Here is a 22,585-nt window from a genome sequence, read left to right on the forward strand (position 1 = left end):
CTCAGGCACATGAGTCAACTTTATCAGCAAAACAACCCTCAACCATGTCAACTAATTTCAGGAGAAGACAAGATTTGTCTAATACCGATATTAGGTTTGTCTAATACCGGTATTAGGTTTGCCTGAGACCGATAATAGTCTGAGCGCTTCATTTATTTATCCAAAGAGAAGTGTGAGGTGCGCTCTCAATCTGAGCGCACACCACTGTCAACCATTGCCTTGCACTGGAGACTATACATCTGATGTGTAAACTGGAGCAACCGACTACCTAAAATGATAGTTTCTCACGCATTTAACCTGCTAAGCAAGCGGGAAACCCTTGCAGATATCGCATAATTGTCCTACCTTTGCAGAGCAATGAACCTAAGAGGGGATTGCAAAATGCGGAAATAGCTCAGTTGGTAGAGCGCAACCTTGCCAAGGTTGAGGTCGCGAGTTCGAGCCTCGTTTTCCGCTCAGGTTTTGAGGAGAGTAAGATCCAATCTTACCCTCCTCTTTTCTTTTGCTCGGATGTAAGGGCTGAAAGCTCTATTTCTGCACAAGGAGAGAGACCTATTTCCCTGCCCCTCTTACCAGCAGATGGGCAAAGTAGCCGGCCCCATCTACAGGTGTAATGCGGAAAGGCTGATCACCTCTGTGACGGCAGAGTACAAGCCTCACCTGATCGGCCCTATCCACCAATACCGGACTGATCGGCCGATAGGACGATGGGATGCCACACTCCTTGAGAAACTGAAAGACCGACTTGTGGCCCCGGCTCATACCCGGCAACACAAAAGTATCAGAAGGACGAGCAGTACGAATGTGATCACCCTCCTCAAGTGGCTGGAGAAAAGTAATCCTGAGGATCTGAGACCAAATCATCTCTGCCCTAACCTGCTCTACAGAGACTATAGGGAGTATCACCCTGTAGAGCCTCTTTCTAAAAAGCTCGTACCGATCACCTGACGCAGTCTCAAATAGCGCCCCACCCTCTGTCGTAGGCGAGAGGATATCGTTTACCTGAGTCGCCGTAAGATCCATATCGCTCATAATCCGGTAGAGTACAAAGGGATCTCCACTTAGATCCAGGCACCCACAGTCCTTATCCCAGAGGGCCACCTTAGCTTGTGCCACCTGTCGATCCAGATACTCTTGCTCCTCTCGGAGATGGGACATAGTCCGGATGGCACCGGAGGTAAAGGAAGGGTTTATCTCCTGAAATAGTGGTATCAGCTTATGCCGAATGAGATTTCTTGTAATGGAGGGGTCCTCGTTGGAGGAGTCTTCCACATGGGGCAACTGTTGCTCTGAGAGATACTGAAGAATCTCATCGTGCGTCACAGACAGCAGAGGACGCCAGATGCCGGTTCGCCTATCCAGTGTACGCATCCCGCAGAGACCTCTCCCACCGGTACCCCTGGCGAGGTTGAGGAGAAGCGTTTCCACCTGATCTCCGGCATGATGAGCCACAGCTATGGCGACCGCCTCGCAGCTGTGTAAAAGATCGCCAAACCAGGCGTACCGCAGGTCCCGAGCAGCCATCTCCACTGAGAGTCTCTGCTCGCGAGCGTATCCGATGGTATCAACGGATCGGACCACGAGTTTAGCCTCAGGATAGCGCTCGCAGCACAGCTCTCGCACAAAGGCCTCGTCCCTATCACTCTCGCTCCCACGTAGATGGAAATTGACATGCGCAGCCACAACCACATAGCCGGCCTTGTAGAGCAAATCCATCAGGCAGACCGAGTCCGCTCCCCCACTCAGGCCGACAATGATTGTCGACCCTTTGGGAAACATATGACCTCCGAGACTTAGTGACATAACATAGCAGAGAGTGCCTCAGGGCTCAAAAGCTCTGAAGCACTCCTAAGACATCAGTGAGACACCCTATTACTGCAGATCAATCTCACGCGCTGACTCCTCCGCCAGCTCAGGATCAACCAAGACGCGACCGCAATACTCACAGGCTGTGATCTTCTTGCGAGACTGGATATCAATGATCCTCTGCGGGGGGATCTTATTGAAGCAGCCCTTGCAGGCGCCTCGATCAATCGTCACGACAGCCAGACCATTGCGGTAGGAGTCACGGGTCCTATGGAATGCCCGGAGCAAGCGTTCATCGATCTTAGCCTCCAGCTCCTTAGTCTCATCGTGTAGCTTATCCTCCTGTTCCTTCGTCTCTGAGATGATGGTGTCGAGCTCGGTCCTCTTGAGCTCCAGATCCTTCTCCCGATCCTCAGTCTCTTGGCTCAGCTCTTGCATAGCCTCCTCCAGCCGGGCGATACGCTCCTTGGCGAGACGGGTATCCTTCTCGAATCCTTGGATCTCGAGATTTTGATACTCTATCTCCTTGACCAAGAGGTCATACTCTCTATTATTGCTGATATTATGGAGCTGCTCATTGTACTTCTTGATCAGCTCATTGGAGTTCGTCGTACTCTCCTTATACTCACCGATCAAGCGATTGAGCTCGACGATCTCATCTTGATCCTTCTTGTAGCGAGTATGGCGCCCCTCAATCTCGTCCTCAAGGTCACGTACCTCCTCAGGCAGCTCACCACGGATGATACGGATGCGATCGATCTCACTGGTAACCAGCTGCAGCTTATACAGCGCCTTGAGCTTATCCTGTACGGAGAGCTCCTCTAGATCTTTTGAATTATTTTTTACCATTACTTCTCTCGAGATAATTTACCGGATTTGCACTATTCACAGAGTAGTGGAGTGCAAATGTACCTATTTTCTCTGACAAGATCTCTCCTAATATATTCTGTGTCATCAGTTCTGACTCGTAGTGACCATAGGTCGCTAAGACGGTATAGTCGGCAGCGTCATAGAAGTCGTTGTACTTCGCCTCTCCGGTTAAAAAGAGCTCAGCACCCATCCTGCCGGCCATCTGATAAAGGAAGGCACCGGAGCCGCTGCAAAAAGCCACCCTCCGTACAGCTCGACCATCGTATCTACTATGACAGACCTGCTCCACCGGCTGAAAATCCGACATCTTATCAACAATCTCCTCCAGAGTCATCGGCTGAGGGAGATCCCCGACTATGCCTGAGCCAAGCTCTGACGAGCGGTAGCTGACCGGCAGCACATCGATCGCCGGCTCCTCGTATGGATGGGCTTTTCTCAGAGCAGATAGCACCGATCCCAGCCGCCCCTTGTCAACCAATACAGAGATGCAGCTCTCCGGCTCCACATGACTCCGGCAGGGGGTCCCACAGTGCGGATGGGCCTCCGCAGAAGGGGTAAAGCGCCCCTCTCCATCGACAGAAAAGCTACACCCACTATACTCACCCTGCCTACCTGCTCCCGCCTCTGACAAGGCGGCTCTTATTGCATCCGCATCCTGACGAGGGGCGTAGGTGACCACCTTGCAGTAGAAGTCCGGTTTAGGATCCAAGACCCTCACTTCACGGAGACCCATCTTGGATGCCCAGTAGGCATTAGGTCCCAGTGGGCTATTGTCTAAGCAGGTGTGAGAGCTGTAGATGACGAGATCGTGCTTGAGAGCAAAAGCGACACATCGCTCTATATATGTCTCGGTCGTGATGCGCCGTAGGCTGTGGAAGAGCAACGGATGATGAGTAAAGACCGCATTGCACCCCAGCTCAACTGCCTCACGCAGCACCTCTTCCGTAATATCTATCGCTAGCAATACCCCCCGACACTCCTGGTCAGAATCACCCAGTTGGAGTCCGGAGTTATCGTACGACTCCTGCAGGCTCAGTGGCACTTGCGTCTCAAGGTAAGAGATCAATTCGGATACTTTCATATGGACAGTGGATCAATGAATATTTCGCTCGTTAAGGGCTGTGGCATAAGCCCTCGCATTTCGCATATGCTCAGAGTAAGAGGCTGCGAAATTGTGATACCCGCTAAAGTCCTCTTTGGCACACATATAGATGTAGCCGTGCTTGGTGGGAGAGAGTACCGCATCGATGGCGTCTGCCGATGGGATGCGGATAGGACCGGGCGGGAGTCCCTTATACAAGTAGGTATTGTAGGGCGACTCAACCTCCAGATGCTTATGCAGCACTCGCCTGATTGACCGATCCCCAATCGCAAAGAGCACCGTGGGGTCAGACTGCAGAGGGATCCCTCGCTTGAGCCTATTGAGATAGAGTCCCGCTATGACAGGGTACTCATCTCTCTTGGCACTCTCCTCATTGATGATTGACGCAAGCGTAGTCACCTCCATAGGCGTCATCTCAAGCGCAGAAGCCTTGGCGAGACGCTCCTCGCTCCAGAACGCCCTGCTCTCTCGAGCCAGCCGACGGACAACGGACCTTGCCGAGTCAGTCCAGTAGACCTCGTAGGTATTGGGGATAAGGTGAAAGGCAAGTGTTGAGTCCTGTATATCCAAGGAGTCCAGCAGAGCCCTGTCGGTCATTGCTGACGCTATATCAGTGCTGTCACACATCAGCTGATCCGACAGACGTCTCCACAGCTGCCCCACCTCCCGAGTGGTGGTAAAAGTGATCCTAACCGGTGCTTGAAGCCCCCTCGACACCATCCGATATAGCCCAAGGGTCGTCTCGTCAGGTCGTACCCGGTAATGACCGGCGCAAGGCGCATCCCCAAGCGAGCCGACGAGAGCAAGATCTCTCTTATGCCTCACTGAAGTGGTCTCCCCGAGCTTGCTTGCGACCGTCCCCCAGTCATCACCGGGATAGACGTAAAGCGAGACAGGCGCATCCCCGTCCATATTGTATGAGGTCATCCCGGTGATACGATAGAAGCACCAGGAGAGAGCAGCTAAGATGCAGATGATCAGGATGGTGATCCACATCCACACCCGCTTAGAGACCTTACTTTGATTCATTTCGGAAAAGAAATCTATAGGGAATACCTCTTTTTATCGTACCTTTGCACGCAAAGATAAGCAAAATAGGCCCTGTAGTTCAACGGATAGAACGGAAGTTTCCTAAACTTTAGATGGGAGTTCGATTCTCCCCGGGGTCACTTAGCTGACGCTACTCGAGCTGCAATGGGCGAGTGACGAGGCAGCGACTAGTCATCTTACAGACACACATTCCTCTGATCCTGACCCCACTCAGGACCAGAGGAATCCTTATTTAGTCACCTCCATTAATAATGCCCCTCTCCTGTCAAAGTATTAGCCCAGAAGCATATCCGACAGAGTGCAACCCCCGGTATTATTTGGACGCATAAAAGCCCGCTCATACAGGCGCAACCTTGCATGAGCGGGCTTTCTGCATGAAGATGGAGGATTATGAACCACACCACTTAATTCATTATGCCATAATTCATTGAACACACACCCAAAAGTACAGTAGCCAAAGCGTGGCCAAGTCAGAGTACTTTAGATAGCGTAAAAAGTACGTCTACATCTTACTATCCAATTTTGAAAGTACTCCTTTTTTGAACGACCACCACATCTCAGAATGCATCAGCACTCGAAGAGAGGCTTGGCTACAATGCAAGTACATGGTGCAAGTCCCTATTATAGACTTAGAATTTAGAAGTACAGCGTATATTGAGGTAGCACATTTGGTATCCATATAGAGCATTGCTGGCAATATGGCTTTTATTTGCCGTAAAGGGAGCAACTCTTACCCAGTCGCCCCAAATCTTCTCGAGATCTCTTTTGGCGTAACCATTTTCTTGCCCATCAGCAAGAAATTGCCTCTGCATCATTGCACATTGGTTACTTTGCCGAGTGTATAATGCTCTCCGAAGTGTATCAGACTCCGCTGGTGAGAAGTTGGCGATAGCTTGTGCGAGTTGCATTATTTGCTCTTGGTAGAGAGTCATACCATACGTCTCTTTGAGATATTGCTCCATTACTGGGTGGTGATAGGTAATAGTCTCTCTGCATTGCTTTCGGGCAATATAGGTAGAGATGATGTCTTTTCCTTTGCTGTATAAGGTGGTTATGGCAAACATAAGGTCATTAAGACTGTCTGGCTGTAACTCCTTCAAAATTTGTCGCATACGAGATGCTCCAAAAAGATAGGGCTTTTCTTTATCCCCATCGGAAAAGAGTTGCAGAGTTGCTTCGTCGTTAGTGGGAATATCACTAAGTTGAATCTCCTTTCCCAATTTATTCTCAATGTTGGTGATGCGATTTTGGATAATTGAGAGGTGTGAGCAAGTGAGCAATCCTATCCTGAGTATATCCGAATCATATAAGAGGGTGCAGGGGTGCCCCTCCCGACGCTGCGGGAAACACCCTCCGCTACTCACCTCTAAATCAATCCTCAATTTCGACGGAGTATCGGGATTGAGAAAACGCTCAAAGAGTAGGCTGTACTTTAGAGGGTCAATCCCTGTAATACCGAGTGCATATAATAACAATGATCCCGGGGCTGATCCTCTACCATGCCCCACAAACACCCCTCGCCTTTCTGCTTCAACTCTGAGGTTATAGAGTAGAGCAATTTGAGTGGTAATATTGTGCTTCTCCATCTCCATCACCTCTAATTCAAGGCGTTGTTGTACCTTCTCTGCAAGGGGTGTACCATATAGCCTCTCTGCTCCTTTTATAGCTTGATGGAGGAGGTAGTCTTTAACGGATTTAAAGAACAGAGGCTGTGAGCGAAAAGGTATGCGCTGTGATATGGTTATTTCGCGTTTTTTATATTGAGAGTTTCTTGACATTTTGGTTTGATATAACAATCGATATTTTGTTCACTTCCCTATATGATATATACGAATGGAACCGAATTTTAATAGTCTATCTTCACAACTTTATCCATTTGATGGTCTCAACATATTCATTATTCGCAGTGCAATCGCCCTCCTTTGTAAGTGTGAAAAGTGGAGCTTTGAGCCAACCATCTATAAACTGACACTCCTCGCCACATGTGATGATATAATGCCAAGACCCTTTTGAAGCATCATAATAGTAGACATCACAATCATTTCCAGGAGCACCGCAAGCCCCTGTAAAAATGATGACATATAATCTTTCACCTACCACCTCTATTGCCTTATATCCGTAGTATGGCTTTTCACTGCTTCTGGGGGGAATAAAGCTATCTATTGAACTCGTTAGCTTGTTAATTTCGTATAAGTCAATAGAACCGAAGTTGTTAATGGTGTAACAGAAAAAGCTCGTTTCGCTCTCAATGGAGAGGGGTCTTGGTGGATCAATATATCTGATAGCCCTAGTGACAAAAGCTATCTCCCCACGATCCGATTGAATCTCTCTTTTGGTCCAATTACCATACTCATCGTTAGTAAGATTCTTGATGGTGTATCGAATAGTTTCGTTTCGTCGGTCTTTAGTTTCATAGTCATACCACCATTCCATATAGAGTTCTATCGTGGTGAGTTTATCGTCTCCATTGTAGAGAAAGTGGTAGTTGCAGAGAGTTCCTTCTTGGTCGTAAATTTTAAGGGCGGAGAGACTTCGTCTGTTGTTGCGATAAGCAAAATGAACTTCAAATAGATGCCCTGTTATGGAGGTCAATCTATATTGATTGTCAAACTCCATCCTATCGTTGCTCACGGTCTCTCCTCCCCAGTCTGAGTATTCCACTTCTTTGATTCTCCCATTGGGATAAAAGGTAATTGACTCAAAAGGAAGACTAATTTTCCCACTAAAGTACGAGACTGATTTGACCGGTCCTCGTAACTCAAAGAGTGAATAATTATTTTCGGCTTCCTGAAATTCACCCGACTTGTGGAGGTATTGAAGAATTGAATCCTTCTGATAACTGGATTGTGCTTCACTGCCTACGATAAAGAGGCAGCTACTAATCAGGAGCTGAAATACTTTTTTAGCTAGTGCCATAATCTTATATTACTAATGAGTTATTCATTTATGTGGCAAAAGTACAAGCTGGGTATGACAAAAGTGTTCATATCTATTTACGCAGAAACAAAAAGCATATTTTGTAGTGGATATGAACACTATGTTCATAGCTATTTACTACCTTTGCCTTCGTAATGATGAATGATTCGTTTTTGTCTAACCATGAGTCAATTACAGACAGATGTTGAGCACAACATACAATCGATATTTATGGCTTTTGAATAAACTCCTTCTCCATAAGCGTATGTCGCTTGAGGAGCTTCAGGAGCATTGGGAGCGCTCCCACCTGTCGGACGGCAAGCCTCTTAATCAGCGTACATTTCATAAGCATCGCTTGGCAGTGGAAGAAATGTTTAACATCTCTATTCACTGTGACAAAACTTCTGGCTATAAATACTATATAGATGAATCCTCTTTGCTACAGAAAGACTTAGGGCGACAATGGTTGCTCAATTCCTTTAACATCGGCAATCTAATGCTGGAAGGGAAGACTGTGGCGAATCGGATAGTATTAGAGAGAATTCCGGGAGGGGTGGAGTATCTGCCCGTGGTGATTGAGGCGTTAAAGCAGAATCTTGAATTGGAGGTTAGTTACCTGCCACACCATAAGAGGGAGGCAACGAAATATAGGGTTAAGCCTTTCGCTCTAAAAGTACATAACCAAAGATGGTACCTCTTGGTACAGTTTGATGGACAAAGTGATTTGAAGGTAATAGCTCTTGACCGTATTATGGATGTGGCAATTACCGATATACCATTCATGTTGCCACTTGATTTTACCCCGGAGGACTACTTCAAGGATAGTGTAGGCATATGGGTTAATGAGAAAGTAAAGCCAGAAAAGGTGGTCATACGTGTATATGGTAAGCAATGTAAATATTTACGCGACTTGCCATTGCACCCTTCTCAAAAGGAGGTGTCTGAGACAGAAGAGTACAGTGAATTTCAGTATCAGTTATCTGTGACTAATGAACTAGTGCGGGAGCTGACGAAAATGGGAGGCGATATAGAGGTAGTGAGGCCTCAGAGTCTTAGAGAAAAACTCACTGCCTATGCATACAATATTATTAAACGTAACAAGATTAAGTAACAACAAAAGGAATGATTTATGAATAAGAGAGGAATTAGTGCCAACTTTGCAGCGAAGTTTGAGGCTGAGGGCTATCTAGCGTTTTACCAAGAACACAAAGAGGAGTTGATATTAGGGGTGAGAAATGGGTATGTAAATCTCTACTTAAATTGCGATAGAATATCCAAAGTAGATGAGAAGACCCGAGTACCATTAACCGGATTAATCAATGACAATCTTTTTAAGCCAAAAGGAAGCAGAAAACAGGCAGGTAAGGAGGTGCGAATCTCCCTTGATAAACTAAAGAGCAATTATAAGGAGATCAAAACCCATAGTGATGGGAAGCCGGATAAGGAAGCAATTGCTCAGGCAAATCTTTATCTGCAAAACAACCGAAACGATTCTTCCGATTGGTTTTGCTTTGACATAGAATATGTGCAAAGTAATACCAATAGACGTTTTGACATTTTGGCTATCACCAGAGAGAAAAGCCATTCATATTATAGGGTGGCAGTGATTGAGGTGAAATATGGCTCCAAAGCCATCTCTGGGGAATCAGGTGTTCGAAAGCATATCAAAGACTTCTATGAGTTTTATAAAAATAAAGAGATGAATAAAGAGGAAGTCTGCTCGGTAATCCATAGCTTAAGGATGCTTGGGGTGGAAGTCCCGATGTCAATGCATAGTATTCACCCTGAGGAGATATCAGATAGGGTGGAGTTTTATGTTATTACCATTAATAATCAACAGCCTGTCAATGGAGGCTCTACCCCAAAGCAGTTAATGGGTGGTCAGCTTTTTAAGAGTGTGGACAATAAGTGGGGAGCGAAAGAGTTTTCAACTGCGTTGACACAGGAAGGAGATTTCTATGATCTTGTAGAACATGACCCCAATATGGAGGTGACTTTTCTCTTCTTTGATGGCGATGTGGAGAGCTTAAATATTCAGGATATAATCAATGATGAGAGATACGATAGGGAGGTGTTTAAGGGGAAGGAATGAAGGTTATCGTACATAGGGGAGGTCAGCAGGTCGGAGGCACCATCATAGAGATTTCTACGGACAATTGTAAGGTGTTTCTGGATCTTGGGAGCTCTCTGTATGGTAGTAAAAGTTGTGAGCTTAGCCGAAGCAAGGTGAGGCAATTAACAAGGGATGCGGATGCCATTTTTTACTCTCACTCCCATACAGATCACGTGGGGCTTTTTCATCTTGTTCCTGAGAATGTACCGCAGTATATAGGGTCTGCATCAAGAGATCTTTTATTACACACCTATACGGCACTTGATAGGCACATAGACAAAGAGGAGTCATTGGCGGTGCTTAAGCGAATGCGTACTTATTGTGTGGGTACCCCCATTGATGTGGCGAGCAAGGGAGAAATCATCATCACGCCCTACTTGGTGAGCCACTCCGCCTACGATTCCTACATGCTGAAGGTAGAAGTGGGGAGGGTAAAGCTCCTATATATGGGGGACTTCCGCCAGCATGGTTATCTTGGGAAGGGGTTGATGACGACCTTGAAAAAGTATATTGGCGAAGTGGATCTGCTAATCATTGAGGGTACTCTATTGGGGCGGAGAGATGAGCTTCCTCTTCATGAGTCAGTTATTAAGACCAATATCTGCCATATTCTGATGCAACACAAGTATGTTTTTGCTCTTTGCTCTTCGACCCATGCTGATCGTTTGGCATCTTTTCACGAGGCTTGTAGACAAACAGGCAGGCTTTTTCTAGTGGATTCTTACCTAAAGGGAGTAATGGAAATACTGACCAAGTATGGGGGAAAGCATTCGGCTCTCTATCGCTTTGATCGCTTTTTTGAACTTATTAATTATAAGGCCCCTCGGGTACAGAGGAAACTTCGGAGGGAGGGCTTCTTGATGCCAATTAGGGCAAGTATGATCGATAAGTTAAGAGGGATGCTGAAGCTTTACAATGATGAGGAGCCTTGGCTCATTTACTCTATGTGGCGGGGATACTTAACGAAGGGAGCAAAGTATGGAAGTGAGGGCTTGGCAGACATCACGGCTCTCTTTGGTGAACATATTTTGGAGGGAACCAAAGATGGTCTGCATACAAGTGGGCATGCGGATATTCCCACTTTGGAAAAGGTTTGTAACGCTGTACACCCTCGCTGTGGAATCATCCCGATCCACAAAGAGCCTGATACTCAGCTGGAGTCTTTATCTGCCCTTTGCTCCTATCGTATCTTGCGTGTTGGGTATTGGGAAATAGGAGACATTACTATTTCTATAAGTTAAAGTAGATGTAGTGTCTTTTCAAGCAAAAAGAAGGTAGCAGGGCGTGGAGATTTCCCGAACAAACCGAACTGCACCGACCATAGGGAAAGCGAAATCTCCGCACTACCTTTGCGATAGCTTTGACCTATAACTTGTGACTTATAGGTCAAGATGGTCAGGGGTGACGCATTTGAGCGGTACAGAAGCCTATCCACTCATTGTGAAGAGTGGTGAACGATGCACCCCGACAGGGGTGCACGCTCCGTACATCGGTCATCGGCACTTCGTGCCTCTACCGATGCCTATGGAGCGTGCATCCTTCGGATGCGGGAGAGTCTCCTATGTAGCGGTCTTCACATGCGCCCCTGTCCGATGACCCTAAGGAGGTCGGCAGGAAGAGCACCCCGACAGGCGTGTTCGCCTTTTTACCCGGGAGACCTTGGGAAAATCCAAAAACGTCACCCCTGTCAAAATGGTTGGCGACACAAGGGGGTAAGACTGTGTTTATCGTATCATTGAGTATTTGAAAAGGCGAAAGAATGAACAAAAAACGTCCGAAGTATTGGCTATTGGGCTGTTCAACCCACCATATTGACCTATACGCCCAAATTTGTACCCCGTTTTTAGTCCAGTCCTACCCATTATACCCCATTCTAAACAACCCGTAAGAGACGCGAAACCCGCTCATACAGGCGCAACCTTGTATGAGCGGGCTTTAGTGGTGGAGATGGAGGGATTCGAACCCTCGTCCAAACATGGAACCAAACTGCTTTCTACACGTTTAGCTCTAATCGGATTTTCGACGCGGGAGGAAGGACAGAGCAACCGACTCCAACGCTTAGTCTCTTAAGTGTCGTTGCCGATGAGAGACGCACCGACAACCCTTCCCGATACTTCAGCACCACCTGATCAAGCCACCTCGGGATCACGGGCCTTGGGTGATGTCTCGCCGCGAGCAATTGCTCAAGCGAAAAAGCAGTAAACCCTAAGGTTTACGCTGCGAGAGCGTAGTTATTTTCGCCAGTTAAAAAGTTTGCTACCCGAGTTAGAGTGCCGGATAACCTACACTACGTGCTTACACAGGCCGACTCTACATGCTGTCAAATCCTGTCATCCCCTCTGGAATATATGGTTACAAAGGTACGACATCCGCACTAATCCTGCAAGGTGTCGTCCTGTAGTCTTAGTTATTCTAATATTTATAGGTAATTTTGCTACTGAACCGTTATTAATGAGGGTATCGGTCCTAATAATGATAGAGCGCACCCTCAATTGGCAGAACGTATGTTACAAGATAAGATCAAGCAGCTGAGGGAGGAGATCCAAGTCCTACCTCAGCCTACGACGGAGGAAGAGTACGAGTCCCTCCGACTCAAGTATATCAGCCGTAAGGGAGCCCTCAATGAGGTGATCTCAGACTTTAAGTCCGTACCCAAGGAGGACAAGCGAGAGATCGGTATCCTGATCAATGAGCTGAAGCAGGTCACGGAGGAGAAGTTTCAGACCTTCCGGGCATCTCTGGATCAGGCGAGCGAGTCGTCCAGGCTCTTAGACCTCGACCTATCGCGCTCAGCTGCCCAGATACCTACAGGAGGTCGCCACCCGCTCAATCTCGTTCGCGATGAGATCATCCGAATCTTCGGTCACCTCGGATTCAGCATCGCTGTAGGGCCCGAGGTGGAGGACGACTGGCACGTCTTTGAGGCTCTCAACTTCCCTCCCGATCACCCGGCACGTGACATGCAGGACACGTTTTTTGTCAGCCACGATCCTCAGGTCCTACTCAGGACTCATACATCATCTGTACAGACGCGTGTAATGGGCGAGCAAGAGCCACCTATCCGCATCATCTGCCCGGGCAGAGTGTACCGCAATGAGGCGGTCTCAGCGCGGGCACACTGCTTCTTCCACCAAGTGGAGGCACTCTATATTGATGAGCACGTGACCTTTACTGACCTGCGCAAGGTTCTTCTCCACTTCGCCCACGAGATGTTTGGGCCCGAGACGCAGATCCGCCTGAGACCCTCCTACTTCCCCTTCACCGAGCCGAGTGCGGAGATGGACATATCTTGCAACCTCTGTGGGGGCAAGGGTTGCTCCTTCTGCAAGCACACCGGCTGGGTAGAGATACTCGGATGCGGCATGGTCCACCCCAATGTCCTTGAGGCCTGTGGGATAGACTCACATCGCTACACCGGCTTTGCCCTCGGTATGGGCATCGAGCGGATCACCAATCTGAAGTACACCGTCGACGACCTGAGACTCTTCTCTGAGAACGACCTGCGATTCCTCAGCCAATTCCAGAGCGAGAAGTGATGACAATCAAGGAGCGAGTAGACGGGGTGATCGAGCGATTTGAGACTGCCAATCCTCACCCACAGACGGCACTGCACTACTGCACACCATACCAGTTTCTGGTCGCCGTGCTGCTCTCTGCACAGTGTACCGATGAGCGAATCAATATGGTCACACCCGCTCTCTTTGCCGCCTACCCTACGCCCCTTGAGATGTCCCGAGCATCAGAGGAGGAGATCCTAAGCTACATCCGGAGCGTCACCTACCCCAATAGCAAGGCACGCTACCTCAAGCAGTCTGCAGAGTCGATCGTGCAGGACTATGGCGGGGAAGTGCCCGAGACGCTGAGGGAGCTGATGAGTCTCCAGGGGGTTGGGCGGAAGACAGCCAATGTCTACCTCTCCGTCATCATCGGAGAGCCAAGGATTGGTGTCGACACCCACGTTTATCGCGTCTCCAGACGCATCGGGCTGGTCCCACAGACAGCCAATAACGTACTCAAGGTGGAGGAGTCGCTTATGCGCCGCATCCCGAGAGAGTATTGGAATCGCATCCACCACTGGCTCATACTCCATGGGCGACAGATCTGCTTTGCGCGCAGCCCTCACTGCCCGACCTGCCCTATCTCTGACTACTGCCGACACTACGCTCGCCACTATGGCAGCGATGGTGTTGAGAAAAAATAGACCATCATTCCTTATCGCACTTCTCCTCATGACACCCGACACACCTATTATCCCTTTCCTACCTGTCTTGGACGCCTTAGACCTCACCTCCAATGAAGTGCTTATGGAGGAGAAGGCGCTTAGGCTGCCCATTATGACCAATAACTGGCCTGCACAGCACGGGTATATGCCCTTGACCTGCGTCGATCTCGCCTACACTGACACAGGTCTTTACCTAAGGTTTTACAGCCGAGGGCGTGGGCTCAAGGCCACCATCTCGGAGGACGGAGGTCGGGTCCACTTGGACAGCTGCGTGGAGGCTTTTCTCCGTATGCCGGGCGAGGATCGGTACTACAATTTTGAGTTCAATTGCATCGGAGCTTGCGACGCCTCACACCGCCTCAGTCGGGAGGAGAGCGAGCCACTGACCCCTGCGGACTACCTGGAGATCAGACGAGCTGCCAGCGAGCGGAGGGACACCGTCTTTGAGCAGAGACAGGGGATCCAGAGCTTCTGGGTCTCGGTCAAGGTCAGCTGGCGCATCCTCGGGCTTATCCGGAGCTCACAGATCCCCGACCACATAGAGGGGAACTTCTACAAGTGCGGTGACGAAACTGTGATCCCCCACTTCGCCTCGTGGCAGCCTATCCACAGTGCTGAGCCGGACTTCCACCGACCTGAGTCCTTTGCCCGCCTCAACTTGGCATCACGCGACTGAGAAGCAAATAGATACAATAAAAGAAAGTCTCCATCGGAATTCCGATGGAGACTTTTTTCGTACCTAATCAGGTACCCTTGCGGAAGCGACGAGATTCGAACTCGTGAAACGATTACTCGTTTGGCAGTTTAGCAAACTGCTGGTTTCAGCCACTCACCCACACTTCCGGGTTCGTAAGTCGAAGTTTGAAATCAAAAAAGAGGAAAAACTCCTCCTCTGACCTAACTGAGTGCAAAGGTAGGGAAAATACCCTTCAGAGGCAAGTGTCATCCCGGTATTTCGTCAAGAAAAAAGGTAAACTGGGCCGAACGAAGCACAGGCTGCCTCGCACGGATCATCACCCCACTATATAATGCGTATGCCACACCGATTTGCGAGCAGAAAAGCAGTCGGGATAAAGCCTCGCTCTAATACCGATATTAGAGAAATCTTTTACCGATAAAAGAGATCACTAATACCGATAAAAGAGATGATCAAGCGCAATAGGATAAAAGAGCGAGTTTTTCACTCATTTTCGTTGTCAGGGTTAGTACTTGACTTTTAGCACAATGCGAATCTCCGGGCGAAGCAATAAGGATTTTGAGGTGGATAGGTATTGGATAAAACGGAAAGTCTTCTTACCTTTGCATTCACAAAACGGAAAGGACAGGGTCGGAAGGCAGGCCCGTCGGTCTGACGAAAGCCGATAGTGCTACACTCGCCCAAGTGGCGGAATTGGTAGACGCGCTAGTTTCAGGTACTAGTGATAGCAATGTCGTGCAGGTTCGATTCCTGTCTTGGGCACCAAGTTCGGTGTCAGACCATAATGCGCAGGTGGCGGAATTGGTAGACGCGCTACTTTGAGGGGGTAGTCCACGTATGTGGGTGAGAGTTCGACTCTCTTCCTGCGCACTCTTTTGTTATAGACAGCTTATTTAGCTAAGAGAAAGGCATACCTACTCATCCGAGTGGGTATGCTTTTCTCTTTTGCTCATTCTCTTAGACAATAGTTTCTACTCGCAGAGTCCACGCGACAGCACTATAATAGCATGGAGATGGGAAAAGCAGCCACGATGGTGCTCAAAGAGGGAAAATATGGTTATATTTGAGCCGCTAACAAAATAATCTTACACCACCATTCCTTATCAATCTAATGGATAGCAACAATATGTTTGAGGAGGCGCTCTGCCCCGGTGGAGCGCTGCCCGTATACCCTAAGTTTGAGTCCGGTATCCGCCGTGCCCCCGACAGAGGCTGCCGACTGACAAAGCATCAGAAAGAAGTGGCTCTCCGGAATGCCCTCCGTTACATACCAAAGAAGTTCCATAAGGAGCTTGCGCCGGAGTTCCTCAAGGAGCTGGAGGAGAGAGGTCGCATCTACGGATATCGCTTCCGCCCGACCGGCAACCTCTCTGCCAAGGCGATCGATGACTACGAGGGTAAGTGCCTCGCCGGCAAGGGACTTCAGGTAATGATCGACAACAACCTCTGCTTCGACATCGCCCTCTACCCCTATGAGCTGGTCACCTACGGCGAGATGGGTCAGGTCTTCCAGAATTGGATGCAGTATCGCATCGTCATGCACTATCTCCAGCACCTGACTAAGCGCCAGACCCTCGTGCTCCACAGTGGTCACCCCCTGGGAGTCTTTGAGAGCCGTGAGGACGCACCCCGCGTCATTGAGACCAGCTCCATGATGATCGGCGAGTACAATAACCAGGACGACTGGGAGGTAGCTGCCGAAATGGGTGTCGCCAACTATGGTCAGATGACAGCCGGAGGCTGGATGTACATCGGCCCGCAGGGGATCGTCCACGGTACATTTAATACCCTGCTCAATGCCGGTCGTCTGAAGCTCGGCATCCCGGAGGAGGGCAACCTCGCCGGACGTCTCTTCGTCTCCTCCGGTCTCGGAGGTATGAGTGGTGCTCAACCCAAGGCGGCCGACATTGCCGGTGCCGTCTCCATCGTGGCGGAGGTAGACGCCTCCCGCATCGGTCAGCGCCTGGAGCAGGGCTGGGTACAGCTGGTTGCGGAGACCAAGGAGGAGGCCTTTGAGATGGCCGCTGAGGGTATGAAGAGCAAGAAGCCCACCTCTATCGCTTACCACGGAAACATCGTCGACCTGCTGGAGTATGCGGTCGTGAAGAATATCCACATCGACCTTCTCTCCGACCAGACCAGTTGCCACGCTGTCTATATCGGTGGATACTGCCCGGTGACACTTGACTTCGACAAGCGTACCGAGATGCTTGAGAAGGATCGGGAGGAATTCAAACGCGCGGTCGACCTCACGCTGAAGCGTCACTTCGAGGCAATCAAGACGCTCGTGTCAAGAGGTACCTACTTCTTTGACTACGGCAACTCCTTTATGAAGGCGGTCTTTGACGCCGGCGTCAAGGAGATCTCCAAGAATGGAGTAGACGACAAGGAAGGCTTTATCTGGCCATCCTACGTGGAGGACATCATGGGCCCGCTACTCTTCGACTTTGGCTACGGTCCATTCCGCTGGGTCTGCCTGAGTGGCAAGCCGGAGGACCTGAGAGCCACCGACCATGCGGCTATGGAGTGTATCGACCCCAATAGACGTTATCAGGATCGTGATAATTACGTCTGGATCCGCGATGCGGAGAAGAATGGACTTGTCGTCGGTACACAGGCACGTATCCTCTACCAGGACTGCGAAGGCAGGGTGCGGATCGCACTGAAGTTCAATGAAATGGTTCGTGAGGGTAAGATCGGGCCCGTCATGCTGGGTCGTGACCACCACGATGTGAGCGGTACTGACTCACCCTTCCGCGAGACCTCCAACATCTGCGACGGAAGCAACGTCATGGCTGATATGGCAGTCAATTGCTTTGCCGGCAATTGTGCTCGGGGTATGAGTATGGTGACTCTCCACAATGGTGGAGGCGTCGGCATCGGCAAGTCCGTCAATGGTGGCTTTAGCCTCCTCCTCGACGGCTCCGAGCAGACCGACCAGATCATCAAGTCTGCGATGACCTGGGATGTGATCAATGGTGTGGCTCGTCGCTCTTGGGCACGTAATGATAATGCCATAAGCACGGCGAAGGAGTTCAACGAGACTCACTCCGACTACTACCACATCACGATGCCCGAGCTGGTGGATGATCAGCTCATCAACGACCTGATCAAGTGAGGGTCCACATTTTAAGAAGAAACAATTAAAAACAAACTATATACTTACAATGAAAAAGATCATGGAGTGTGTCCCCAACTTTAGCGAGGGACGCAATATGGAGGTAATGGAGGCTATCCTCGAGCCCTTTAAGCACACTGAGGGGATGACCCTCCTCGACTGGAGTCATGATGAGGATCACAATCGTATGGTCGTGACGCTTGTCGGCGAGCCTGAGGCACTCAAGACCTCAGTCATCGAGGCTGTCAAGATCGCAGTCAAGAAGATCGACCTCAATCACCACACCGGTCAGCACCCCCGTATGGGAGCTGTCGATGTGATCCCCTTCGTCCCTGTCAAGGGTGTGACCCAGGAGGAGGCTATTGAGCTCTCCAAGGAGGTCGGCAAGATCATCGGTGAGGAGATCGGCATCCCTGTATTCCTCTATGAGGACTCCGCCACTACTCCTGAGCGACAGAATCTTGCCAAGATCCGTAAGGGACAATTTGAGGGCATGAAGGAGAAGATCCACGAGCCCGAGTGGCACCCGGACTTTGGCCCGTCTGACATTCACCCCACTGCCGGTGTCGTTGCAGTGGGTGCCCGTATGTTCCTCGTCGCGTACAACGTCAATCTTGACGATCCGAATGTCGACCATGCTACCGCCATCGCTAAGCGAGTTCGTCACATCGGTGGAGGACTACACTTCTGCAAGGGTATGGGTGTCGACCTGACAGAGCGTCATCAGTCTCAGGTGTCGATGAACCTGACCAACTACAAGAAGACCGCTATCTATCGCGCTCATGAGATGGTCCGCATGGAGGCGAAGCGCTATGGTGCCAAGATCGTCGGCTCTGAGATTATCGGCATGATCCCTGAGGAAGCACTCCGGGAGACCCTCGCCTACTACCTCCACAAGGAGGAGATCGCTGAGGGCGAGATGGACCTCGAGGAGATGGCAAAGCAGGCTGTGGACTTCCTCCAGGTGGAGAACTTCCAGATGGACCAAGTACTCGAGTATAAGCTCGCCAAGCAGCAAGGAAAGTAAGCCGATGATGGAGAACAACAAGAGGAGGGGAGATCTCCTTATCGAAAACATCGGTGAGCTGGTCACCGTCGCCGGCACTACCCGGAGGGGTAGAGAGGCGATGCGAGACATCCGGGTGTTATCCGGACCGGCCTCAGTACTGATCCGTGACGGTAAGATCGCCTATGCAGGTCCCTCTGCCGACTGCCCCACTGTGGAGTCAGGAGTGGAGCGAGTCGATGCTAAGGGGCATAGTGTCCTGCCGGGACTTGTGGACTCACATACCCACTTAGTCTTCGGAGGCTTCCGTGAGGATGAGTTTCAGTGGCGTCTCGCAGGCGAGAGCTATATGAGTATAATGGAGAAGGGTGGTGGCATCGCAGCCACCACCACGGCCACTCGAGAGGCTTCTGCGGAGGAGCTGACAGAGGCGGCACTGCTTCACCTTCGCTCTATGCTCCGTATGGGTGTCACCACGATGGAGGCCAAGAGTGGCTATGGTCTCGATAAGGAGACAGAGCTCCGTCAGCTCGAGGTGGCTAAGAGGCTGGATGAGATGCAGCCGATCGATGTCATCAGTACTTACCTCGGTGCTCATGACATTGCTCCCGAGTATCAGGGTGACCCGGATGGGTATATCGACTTCATCATACGAGAGATGCTCCCGATCGTGAAGGAGAGAGGGCTGGCTCGCAATGTGGACATCTTCACGGAGAAGAACGTCTTTGACCTCGAGCAATCCCGTCGCCTACTGACAGCGGCCCGGGATATGGGCTTTGCCACGAAGATGCATGCGGATGAGATCTATCCTCTCGGAGGCGCCGGCTTGGCGGCTGATCTCGGTTGCCTCTCAGCAGACCACCTCCTCAAGATCTCCGACAAGGACATCGACAAGATGGCGAAGAGTCATACCGTGTCTACGCTACTGCCGCTGACCGCTTTCTCTCTCATGGACGACTATGCTCCTGCACGCAAGATGATTGATGCAAGCTGTGCTGTCGCTCTCGCCTCTGATCTCAATCCCGGCAGCTGCTTCTCCTGCTCCATACCACTGATGATCGCCCTCGCAACCATCTATATGCATATGAGTGTCGAGGAGGCGGTCACAGCCCTGACCATCAATGCAGCGACCGCTCTGGGACTGCAGGATGAGATCGGGTCGATCGAGGAGGGCAAGGCAGGCGATGTAGTGATCCTACGCTACCCCTCATACAAGTTCCTATCCTATCATTTTGGGATGAATATCGTGGAGACCACTGTCAAGGGTGGGATCCCTTACCACAACTAACCGACTACATTTATAATGAAACTAATAGATATGACCGTTGCCGGCTTCATCGATGAGCTGGCGAGTGACTCTCCCGCACCCGGTGGAGGCAGTGTCTCAGCCCTCAATGGCGCCATCGCTGCTGCTCTCACCTCTATGGTAGGCAACCTCACCATAGGCAAGAAGAAGTATGCCGATGTCGAGGAGGAGATGCGCGAGATCGTCTCTCGCGTTTCTGAGATACAGAAGGAGCTACTCGAGGCTGTCGACAAGGATAGCGATGCCTTCAATGTCGTCTTTGCAGCCTTCAAGTGGCCCAAGGAGACCGAGGAGGAGAAGGCAGCACGCTCCGCTGAGATCCAGCGAGGCACTAAGATCGCTGCCGACGTGCCGATGAGGGTTGCCGAGAAAGCCGCTGAGCTGATGCCTCTGATCGAGAAGGTGATCATGAAGGGGAATCAAAACTCTATCACGGATGCCTGCTGCGCCATGATGGCCTGCCGCTATGCGGTGATCGGTGCACTCCTCAACGTCCGTATCAACCTCGGATCGATCAAGGATGAGACTTTTGTCAAGGAGCATGCTGACCGCGCTGCTGAGCTTGAGAGAAAGGTCAATGAGACAGAGCAGAAGATCCTGGCTCACGTCTATCAGAATCTCTAACCACACCACAATTTTATGAAACTAAAATCAGTCCCCTACTGCACCAAGGAGCATCTCACCTACTCAGTCGGTGAGAAGGACATCACCATTGAGGAGATCGAGCGACTCATCACAGCCGAGTCCGTCGAGTACAAGCTCTCAGAAGTTGCTAAGCAGCGTATCCAGAAGTGTCGCGACTACCTGGATGAGAAGGTAAAGACCGCCGGACGTCCTCTCTACGGCATCACCACCGGTTTTGGATCACTCTGCAACATCAGCATCCCATCCGATGACCTGACCGCTCTACAGGAGAATCTCGTGAAGAGTCACTCCTGCAGCTATGGGGAGGAGGTGCCACTTCCGATCGTGAAGATCATGCTACTCCTCAAGGCACACGCCCTCTCGCTGGGTAATAGCGGCGTGCAGGTGGCTACGGTCCAGTGCATCATCGATATGCTCAATCACGACATCACCCCGATCGTCTACGATAAGGGCTCCCTCGGTGCCTCGGGCGACTTAGCACCTCTCGCCAAGCTCTTCCTCCCGCTGATCGGTGAGGGAGAGGTGTACTACAAGGGTGAGAAGGTCTGCTCACACAAGGCCTTTGAGGACGCAGGCATCAAGACCATCACCCTCAAGAGCAAGGAGGGTCTGGCGCTGCTCAATGGCACTCAGTTTATGAGCTCCCATGCCGTATATGCCCTCATCATGTGTCGTCGCGCCCTCTATGCATCCACAGCGATCGGTGCGGTGTCACTTGAGGCCTTTGATGGCCTACAGGCGCCATTCATCCCTCAGCTCCATGAGGTTCGTCCTCATCCCGGACAGGCAGAGGTGTCTCGCCAGATGCGGACGCTCCTTGAGGAGAGTGCCCTCCAGCAGAAGGCAAAGCCGCAGGTACAGGACCCCTACTCTTTCCGTTGTATTCCGCAGGTACACGGAGCTTCGTGGGACTCCTTCACCTATGTCTCTGAGGTGATCACACGTGAGATCAACTCCGTCACCGACAATCCCACGATCTTCCCTGATGACGATCTGATTGTCAGCGGTGGCAACTTCCATGGTCAGCCTATCGCCCTCGTGATGGACTTCTTGGCAGTCGCTATGGCAGAGCTGGGCAATATCTCTGAGCGTCGTACCGCCCAGTTGATCCTTGGGCTAAAGGGTCTGCCGGAGTTCTTGGTGGCCAATCCGGGTCTCAACTCAGGCTTTATGATCCCTCAGTACGCTGCTGCTGCTATGGTCAGCCGCAATAAGATGTACTGCTTTGCTGCCTCCTCCGACAGCATCGTCAGCTCCAATGGTCAGGAGGATCACGTCTCGATGGGTGCCAATGCTGCCACGAAGATGCTTCCTCTCCTGGACAACCTCTACGCTATCCTTGGCATCGAGCTGCTGAATGCTGCTCAGGCTCTACAGCTCGAAGGCAATCAGGAGAAGACCTCGCCGAGGCTGCAAAAACTCTTCCAAGCTTTCCGCAAGGATGTGCCCTTTATCGAGAACGATGTGGTGATGTGCCCGATCATCGACAAGAGCGCCTCTTTCGTCTACAGCTACTGCTTCGCAGAGCTCCAGAAGTAATATCTGCACTCATTAGCTAAGGCTTTTCGACAAAGATCCTTGGTCCCTTTTCGGGGCCAAGGATCTTTGTTGTGATGGGCTGCTAATCCTTTTCTTCTGCATCAACCTCTTCCTTAAGTCGGTGAAGAAGGTTGCTTAGCGTTCAGGCGGTCTATTTCGCCATATAAGACCTTTGCAAAATGGTCTTTCGCCGAA

The 22,585-nt window shown here is 50.5% G+C and carries 17 protein-coding genes, 5 tRNA genes and 1 other RNA gene; 15 read left to right on the forward strand and 8 right to left on the reverse strand.

All coding sequences use genetic code 11. The features are described from left to right. The first annotated feature begins 383 nt into the window (after positions 1-383). Positions 384-456 (forward strand) — tRNA-Gly (locus HMPREF2890_RS00830). 96 nt (positions 457-552) lie between these two features. Here the strand turns inward: HMPREF2890_RS00830 and tilS are convergent. The 4 genes from tilS to mltG form a co-directional block, all read right to left on the reverse strand. Next, positions 553-1,803: a tRNA lysidine(34) synthetase TilS gene (gene tilS, locus HMPREF2890_RS00835; RefSeq protein WP_083289714.1), complete on the reverse strand. Its 1,251-nt coding sequence runs from the start codon at positions 1,801-1,803 to the stop codon at positions 553-555. Positions 1,804-1,872: 69 nt separating this feature from the next. Next, positions 1,873-2,655, reverse strand: a complete 783-nt coding sequence (locus tag HMPREF2890_RS00840) for a zinc ribbon domain-containing protein (RefSeq protein WP_070464079.1) — start codon at positions 2,653-2,655, stop codon at positions 1,873-1,875. Further along, positions 2,642-3,757, reverse strand: a complete 1,116-nt coding sequence (locus HMPREF2890_RS00845; protein ID WP_070464081.1) for a Nif3-like dinuclear metal center hexameric protein — start codon at positions 3,755-3,757, stop codon at positions 2,642-2,644. Before HMPREF2890_RS00845 ends, HMPREF2890_RS00840 begins: the two co-directional genes overlap by 14 nt. A gap of 12 nt (positions 3,758-3,769) precedes the next feature. Next, complete coding sequence (gene mltG / locus HMPREF2890_RS00850) at positions 3,770-4,807, reverse strand: endolytic transglycosylase MltG (RefSeq protein ID WP_070464083.1); 1,038 nt, start codon at positions 4,805-4,807, stop codon at positions 3,770-3,772. A gap of 68 nt (positions 4,808-4,875) precedes the next feature. On the opposite strand from mltG, the gene HMPREF2890_RS00855 reads away from it, so the two are divergent. Next, a tRNA-Arg gene (locus HMPREF2890_RS00855) sits at positions 4,876-4,947 on the forward strand. A gap of 510 nt (positions 4,948-5,457) precedes the next feature. On the opposite strand, the gene HMPREF2890_RS00860 is transcribed toward HMPREF2890_RS00855, so the two are convergent. Both HMPREF2890_RS00860 and HMPREF2890_RS00865 read right to left on the reverse strand, forming a co-directional pair. Next, positions 5,458-6,606 (reverse strand): DNA polymerase III subunit alpha, encoded by a 1,149-nt coding sequence (locus tag HMPREF2890_RS00860; RefSeq protein WP_070464085.1) that lies wholly within the window; start codon positions 6,604-6,606, stop codon positions 5,458-5,460. A gap of 82 nt (positions 6,607-6,688) precedes the next feature. Then, positions 6,689-7,744 carry a hypothetical protein gene (locus HMPREF2890_RS00865; protein ID WP_070464088.1) on the reverse strand — a complete coding sequence of 352 codons (1,056 nt, stop codon included), beginning with the start codon at positions 7,742-7,744 and terminating at the stop codon, positions 6,689-6,691. 265 nt (positions 7,745-8,009) lie between these two features. Here HMPREF2890_RS00865 and HMPREF2890_RS00870 point away from each other — a divergent pair, with 265 nt between their 5' ends. The 3 genes from HMPREF2890_RS00870 to HMPREF2890_RS00880 all read left to right on the forward strand — a co-directional run bounded on the left by HMPREF2890_RS00870 (position 8,010) and on the right by HMPREF2890_RS00880 (position 11,098). Further along, positions 8,010-8,855: a helix-turn-helix transcriptional regulator gene (locus HMPREF2890_RS00870; protein ID WP_168160389.1), complete on the forward strand. Its 846-nt coding sequence runs from the start codon at positions 8,010-8,012 to the stop codon at positions 8,853-8,855. A gap of 18 nt (positions 8,856-8,873) precedes the next feature. After that, the gene (locus HMPREF2890_RS00875; protein ID WP_070464092.1) at positions 8,874-9,836 is read left to right on the forward strand and encodes a hypothetical protein; all 963 of its coding nucleotides are present in this window, start codon (positions 8,874-8,876) and stop codon (positions 9,834-9,836) included. A 134-nt stretch (positions 9,837-9,970) separates the two neighbouring features. After that, entirely contained in the window at positions 9,971-11,098 is a 1,128-nt protein-coding gene (locus tag HMPREF2890_RS00880; protein ID WP_246825216.1) for an MBL fold metallo-hydrolase, read from the forward strand. Between the two features lie 698 nt (positions 11,099-11,796). On the opposite strand, the gene ssrA is transcribed toward HMPREF2890_RS00880, so the two are convergent. Further along, positions 11,797-12,195: a transfer-messenger RNA gene (ssrA, locus tag HMPREF2890_RS00885) on the reverse strand. Between the two features lie 166 nt (positions 12,196-12,361). On the opposite strand from ssrA, the gene pheS reads away from it, so the two are divergent. From pheS to HMPREF2890_RS00900, 3 genes are read left to right on the forward strand one after another with little or no spacing between them, the layout of a single operon-like run. Next, positions 12,362-13,393, forward strand: a complete 1,032-nt coding sequence (pheS, locus tag HMPREF2890_RS00890; protein ID WP_070464096.1) for a phenylalanine--tRNA ligase subunit alpha — start codon at positions 12,362-12,364, stop codon at positions 13,391-13,393. Further along, positions 13,393-14,058, forward strand: coding sequence for an endonuclease III (nth, locus tag HMPREF2890_RS00895; protein ID WP_070464098.1), 666 nt, complete (start codon positions 13,393-13,395; stop codon positions 14,056-14,058). Before pheS ends, nth begins: the two co-directional genes overlap by 1 nt. Positions 14,059-14,086: 28 nt before the next feature. Beyond that, a complete protein-coding gene (locus HMPREF2890_RS00900; protein ID WP_070464100.1) occupies positions 14,087-14,755 on the forward strand; it encodes a carbohydrate-binding family 9-like protein in 669 nt (222 codons plus the stop codon). Between the two features lie 80 nt (positions 14,756-14,835). On the opposite strand, the gene HMPREF2890_RS00905 is transcribed toward HMPREF2890_RS00900, so the two are convergent. Next, positions 14,836-14,922 (reverse strand) — tRNA-Ser (locus tag HMPREF2890_RS00905). Positions 14,923-15,454: 532 nt separating this feature from the next. Between HMPREF2890_RS00905 and HMPREF2890_RS00910 the strand changes: the two genes are divergently transcribed. The 7 genes from HMPREF2890_RS00910 to hutH all read left to right on the forward strand — a co-directional run bounded on the left by HMPREF2890_RS00910 (position 15,455) and on the right by hutH (position 22,390). Continuing rightward, positions 15,455-15,541 (forward strand) — tRNA-Leu (locus HMPREF2890_RS00910). Between the two features lie 21 nt (positions 15,542-15,562). Continuing rightward, positions 15,563-15,646 (forward strand) — tRNA-Leu (locus HMPREF2890_RS00915). A gap of 241 nt (positions 15,647-15,887) precedes the next feature. Next, complete coding sequence (locus HMPREF2890_RS00920; protein WP_210394724.1) at positions 15,888-17,894, forward strand: urocanate hydratase; 2,007 nt, start codon at positions 15,888-15,890, stop codon at positions 17,892-17,894. Positions 17,895-17,943: 49 nt separating this feature from the next. Beyond that, complete coding sequence (ftcD, locus tag HMPREF2890_RS00925; RefSeq protein WP_070464103.1) at positions 17,944-18,921, forward strand: glutamate formimidoyltransferase; 978 nt, start codon at positions 17,944-17,946, stop codon at positions 18,919-18,921. 7 nt (positions 18,922-18,928) lie between these two features. Continuing rightward, positions 18,929-20,188: an imidazolonepropionase gene (gene hutI / locus HMPREF2890_RS00930; RefSeq protein ID WP_070464130.1), complete on the forward strand. Its 1,260-nt coding sequence runs from the start codon at positions 18,929-18,931 to the stop codon at positions 20,186-20,188. A gap of 15 nt (positions 20,189-20,203) precedes the next feature. After that, positions 20,204-20,830, forward strand: coding sequence for a cyclodeaminase/cyclohydrolase family protein (locus HMPREF2890_RS00935; protein WP_070464105.1), 627 nt, complete (start codon positions 20,204-20,206; stop codon positions 20,828-20,830). A 15-nt stretch (positions 20,831-20,845) separates the two neighbouring features. Next, complete coding sequence (gene hutH, locus HMPREF2890_RS00940) at positions 20,846-22,390, forward strand: histidine ammonia-lyase (RefSeq protein WP_070464107.1); 1,545 nt, start codon at positions 20,846-20,848, stop codon at positions 22,388-22,390. Positions 22,391-22,585: the final 195 nt, after the last annotated feature.

It is taken from the genome of Porphyromonas sp. HMSC065F10, from assembly GCF_001808555.1.
Lineage (GTDB): Bacteria > Bacteroidota > Bacteroidia > Bacteroidales > Porphyromonadaceae > Porphyromonas_A.

Coding starts and splice junctions, on each gene's coding strand:
- tilS (WP_083289714.1), bottom strand. CDS start 1,803: ATGTCACTAAGTCTCGGAGGTCATATGTTTCCCAAAGGGTCGACAATC.
- HMPREF2890_RS00840 (WP_070464079.1), bottom strand. CDS start 2,655: ATGGTAAAAAATAATTCAAAAGATCTAGAGGAGCTCTCCGTACAGGAT.
- HMPREF2890_RS00845 (WP_070464081.1), bottom strand. CDS start 3,757: ATGAAAGTATCCGAATTGATCTCTTACCTTGAGACGCAAGTGCCACTG.
- mltG (WP_070464083.1), bottom strand. CDS start 4,807: ATGAATCAAAGTAAGGTCTCTAAGCGGGTGTGGATGTGGATCACCATC.
- HMPREF2890_RS00860 (WP_070464085.1), bottom strand. CDS start 6,606: ATGTCAAGAAACTCTCAATATAAAAAACGCGAAATAACCATATCACAG.
- HMPREF2890_RS00865 (WP_070464088.1), bottom strand. CDS start 7,744: ATGGCACTAGCTAAAAAAGTATTTCAGCTCCTGATTAGTAGCTGCCTC.
- HMPREF2890_RS00870 (WP_168160389.1), top strand. CDS start 8,010: ATGTCGCTTGAGGAGCTTCAGGAGCATTGGGAGCGCTCCCACCTGTCG.
- HMPREF2890_RS00875 (WP_070464092.1), top strand. CDS start 8,874: ATGAATAAGAGAGGAATTAGTGCCAACTTTGCAGCGAAGTTTGAGGCT.
- pheS (WP_070464096.1), top strand. CDS start 12,362: ATGTTACAAGATAAGATCAAGCAGCTGAGGGAGGAGATCCAAGTCCTA.
- nth (WP_070464098.1), top strand. CDS start 13,393: ATGACAATCAAGGAGCGAGTAGACGGGGTGATCGAGCGATTTGAGACT.
- HMPREF2890_RS00900 (WP_070464100.1), top strand. CDS start 14,087: ATGACACCCGACACACCTATTATCCCTTTCCTACCTGTCTTGGACGCC.
- HMPREF2890_RS00920 (WP_210394724.1), top strand. CDS start 15,888: ATGGATAGCAACAATATGTTTGAGGAGGCGCTCTGCCCCGGTGGAGCG.
- ftcD (WP_070464103.1), top strand. CDS start 17,944: ATGAAAAAGATCATGGAGTGTGTCCCCAACTTTAGCGAGGGACGCAAT.
- hutI (WP_070464130.1), top strand. CDS start 18,929: ATGGAGAACAACAAGAGGAGGGGAGATCTCCTTATCGAAAACATCGGT.
- HMPREF2890_RS00935 (WP_070464105.1), top strand. CDS start 20,204: ATGAAACTAATAGATATGACCGTTGCCGGCTTCATCGATGAGCTGGCG.
- hutH (WP_070464107.1), top strand. CDS start 20,846: ATGAAACTAAAATCAGTCCCCTACTGCACCAAGGAGCATCTCACCTAC.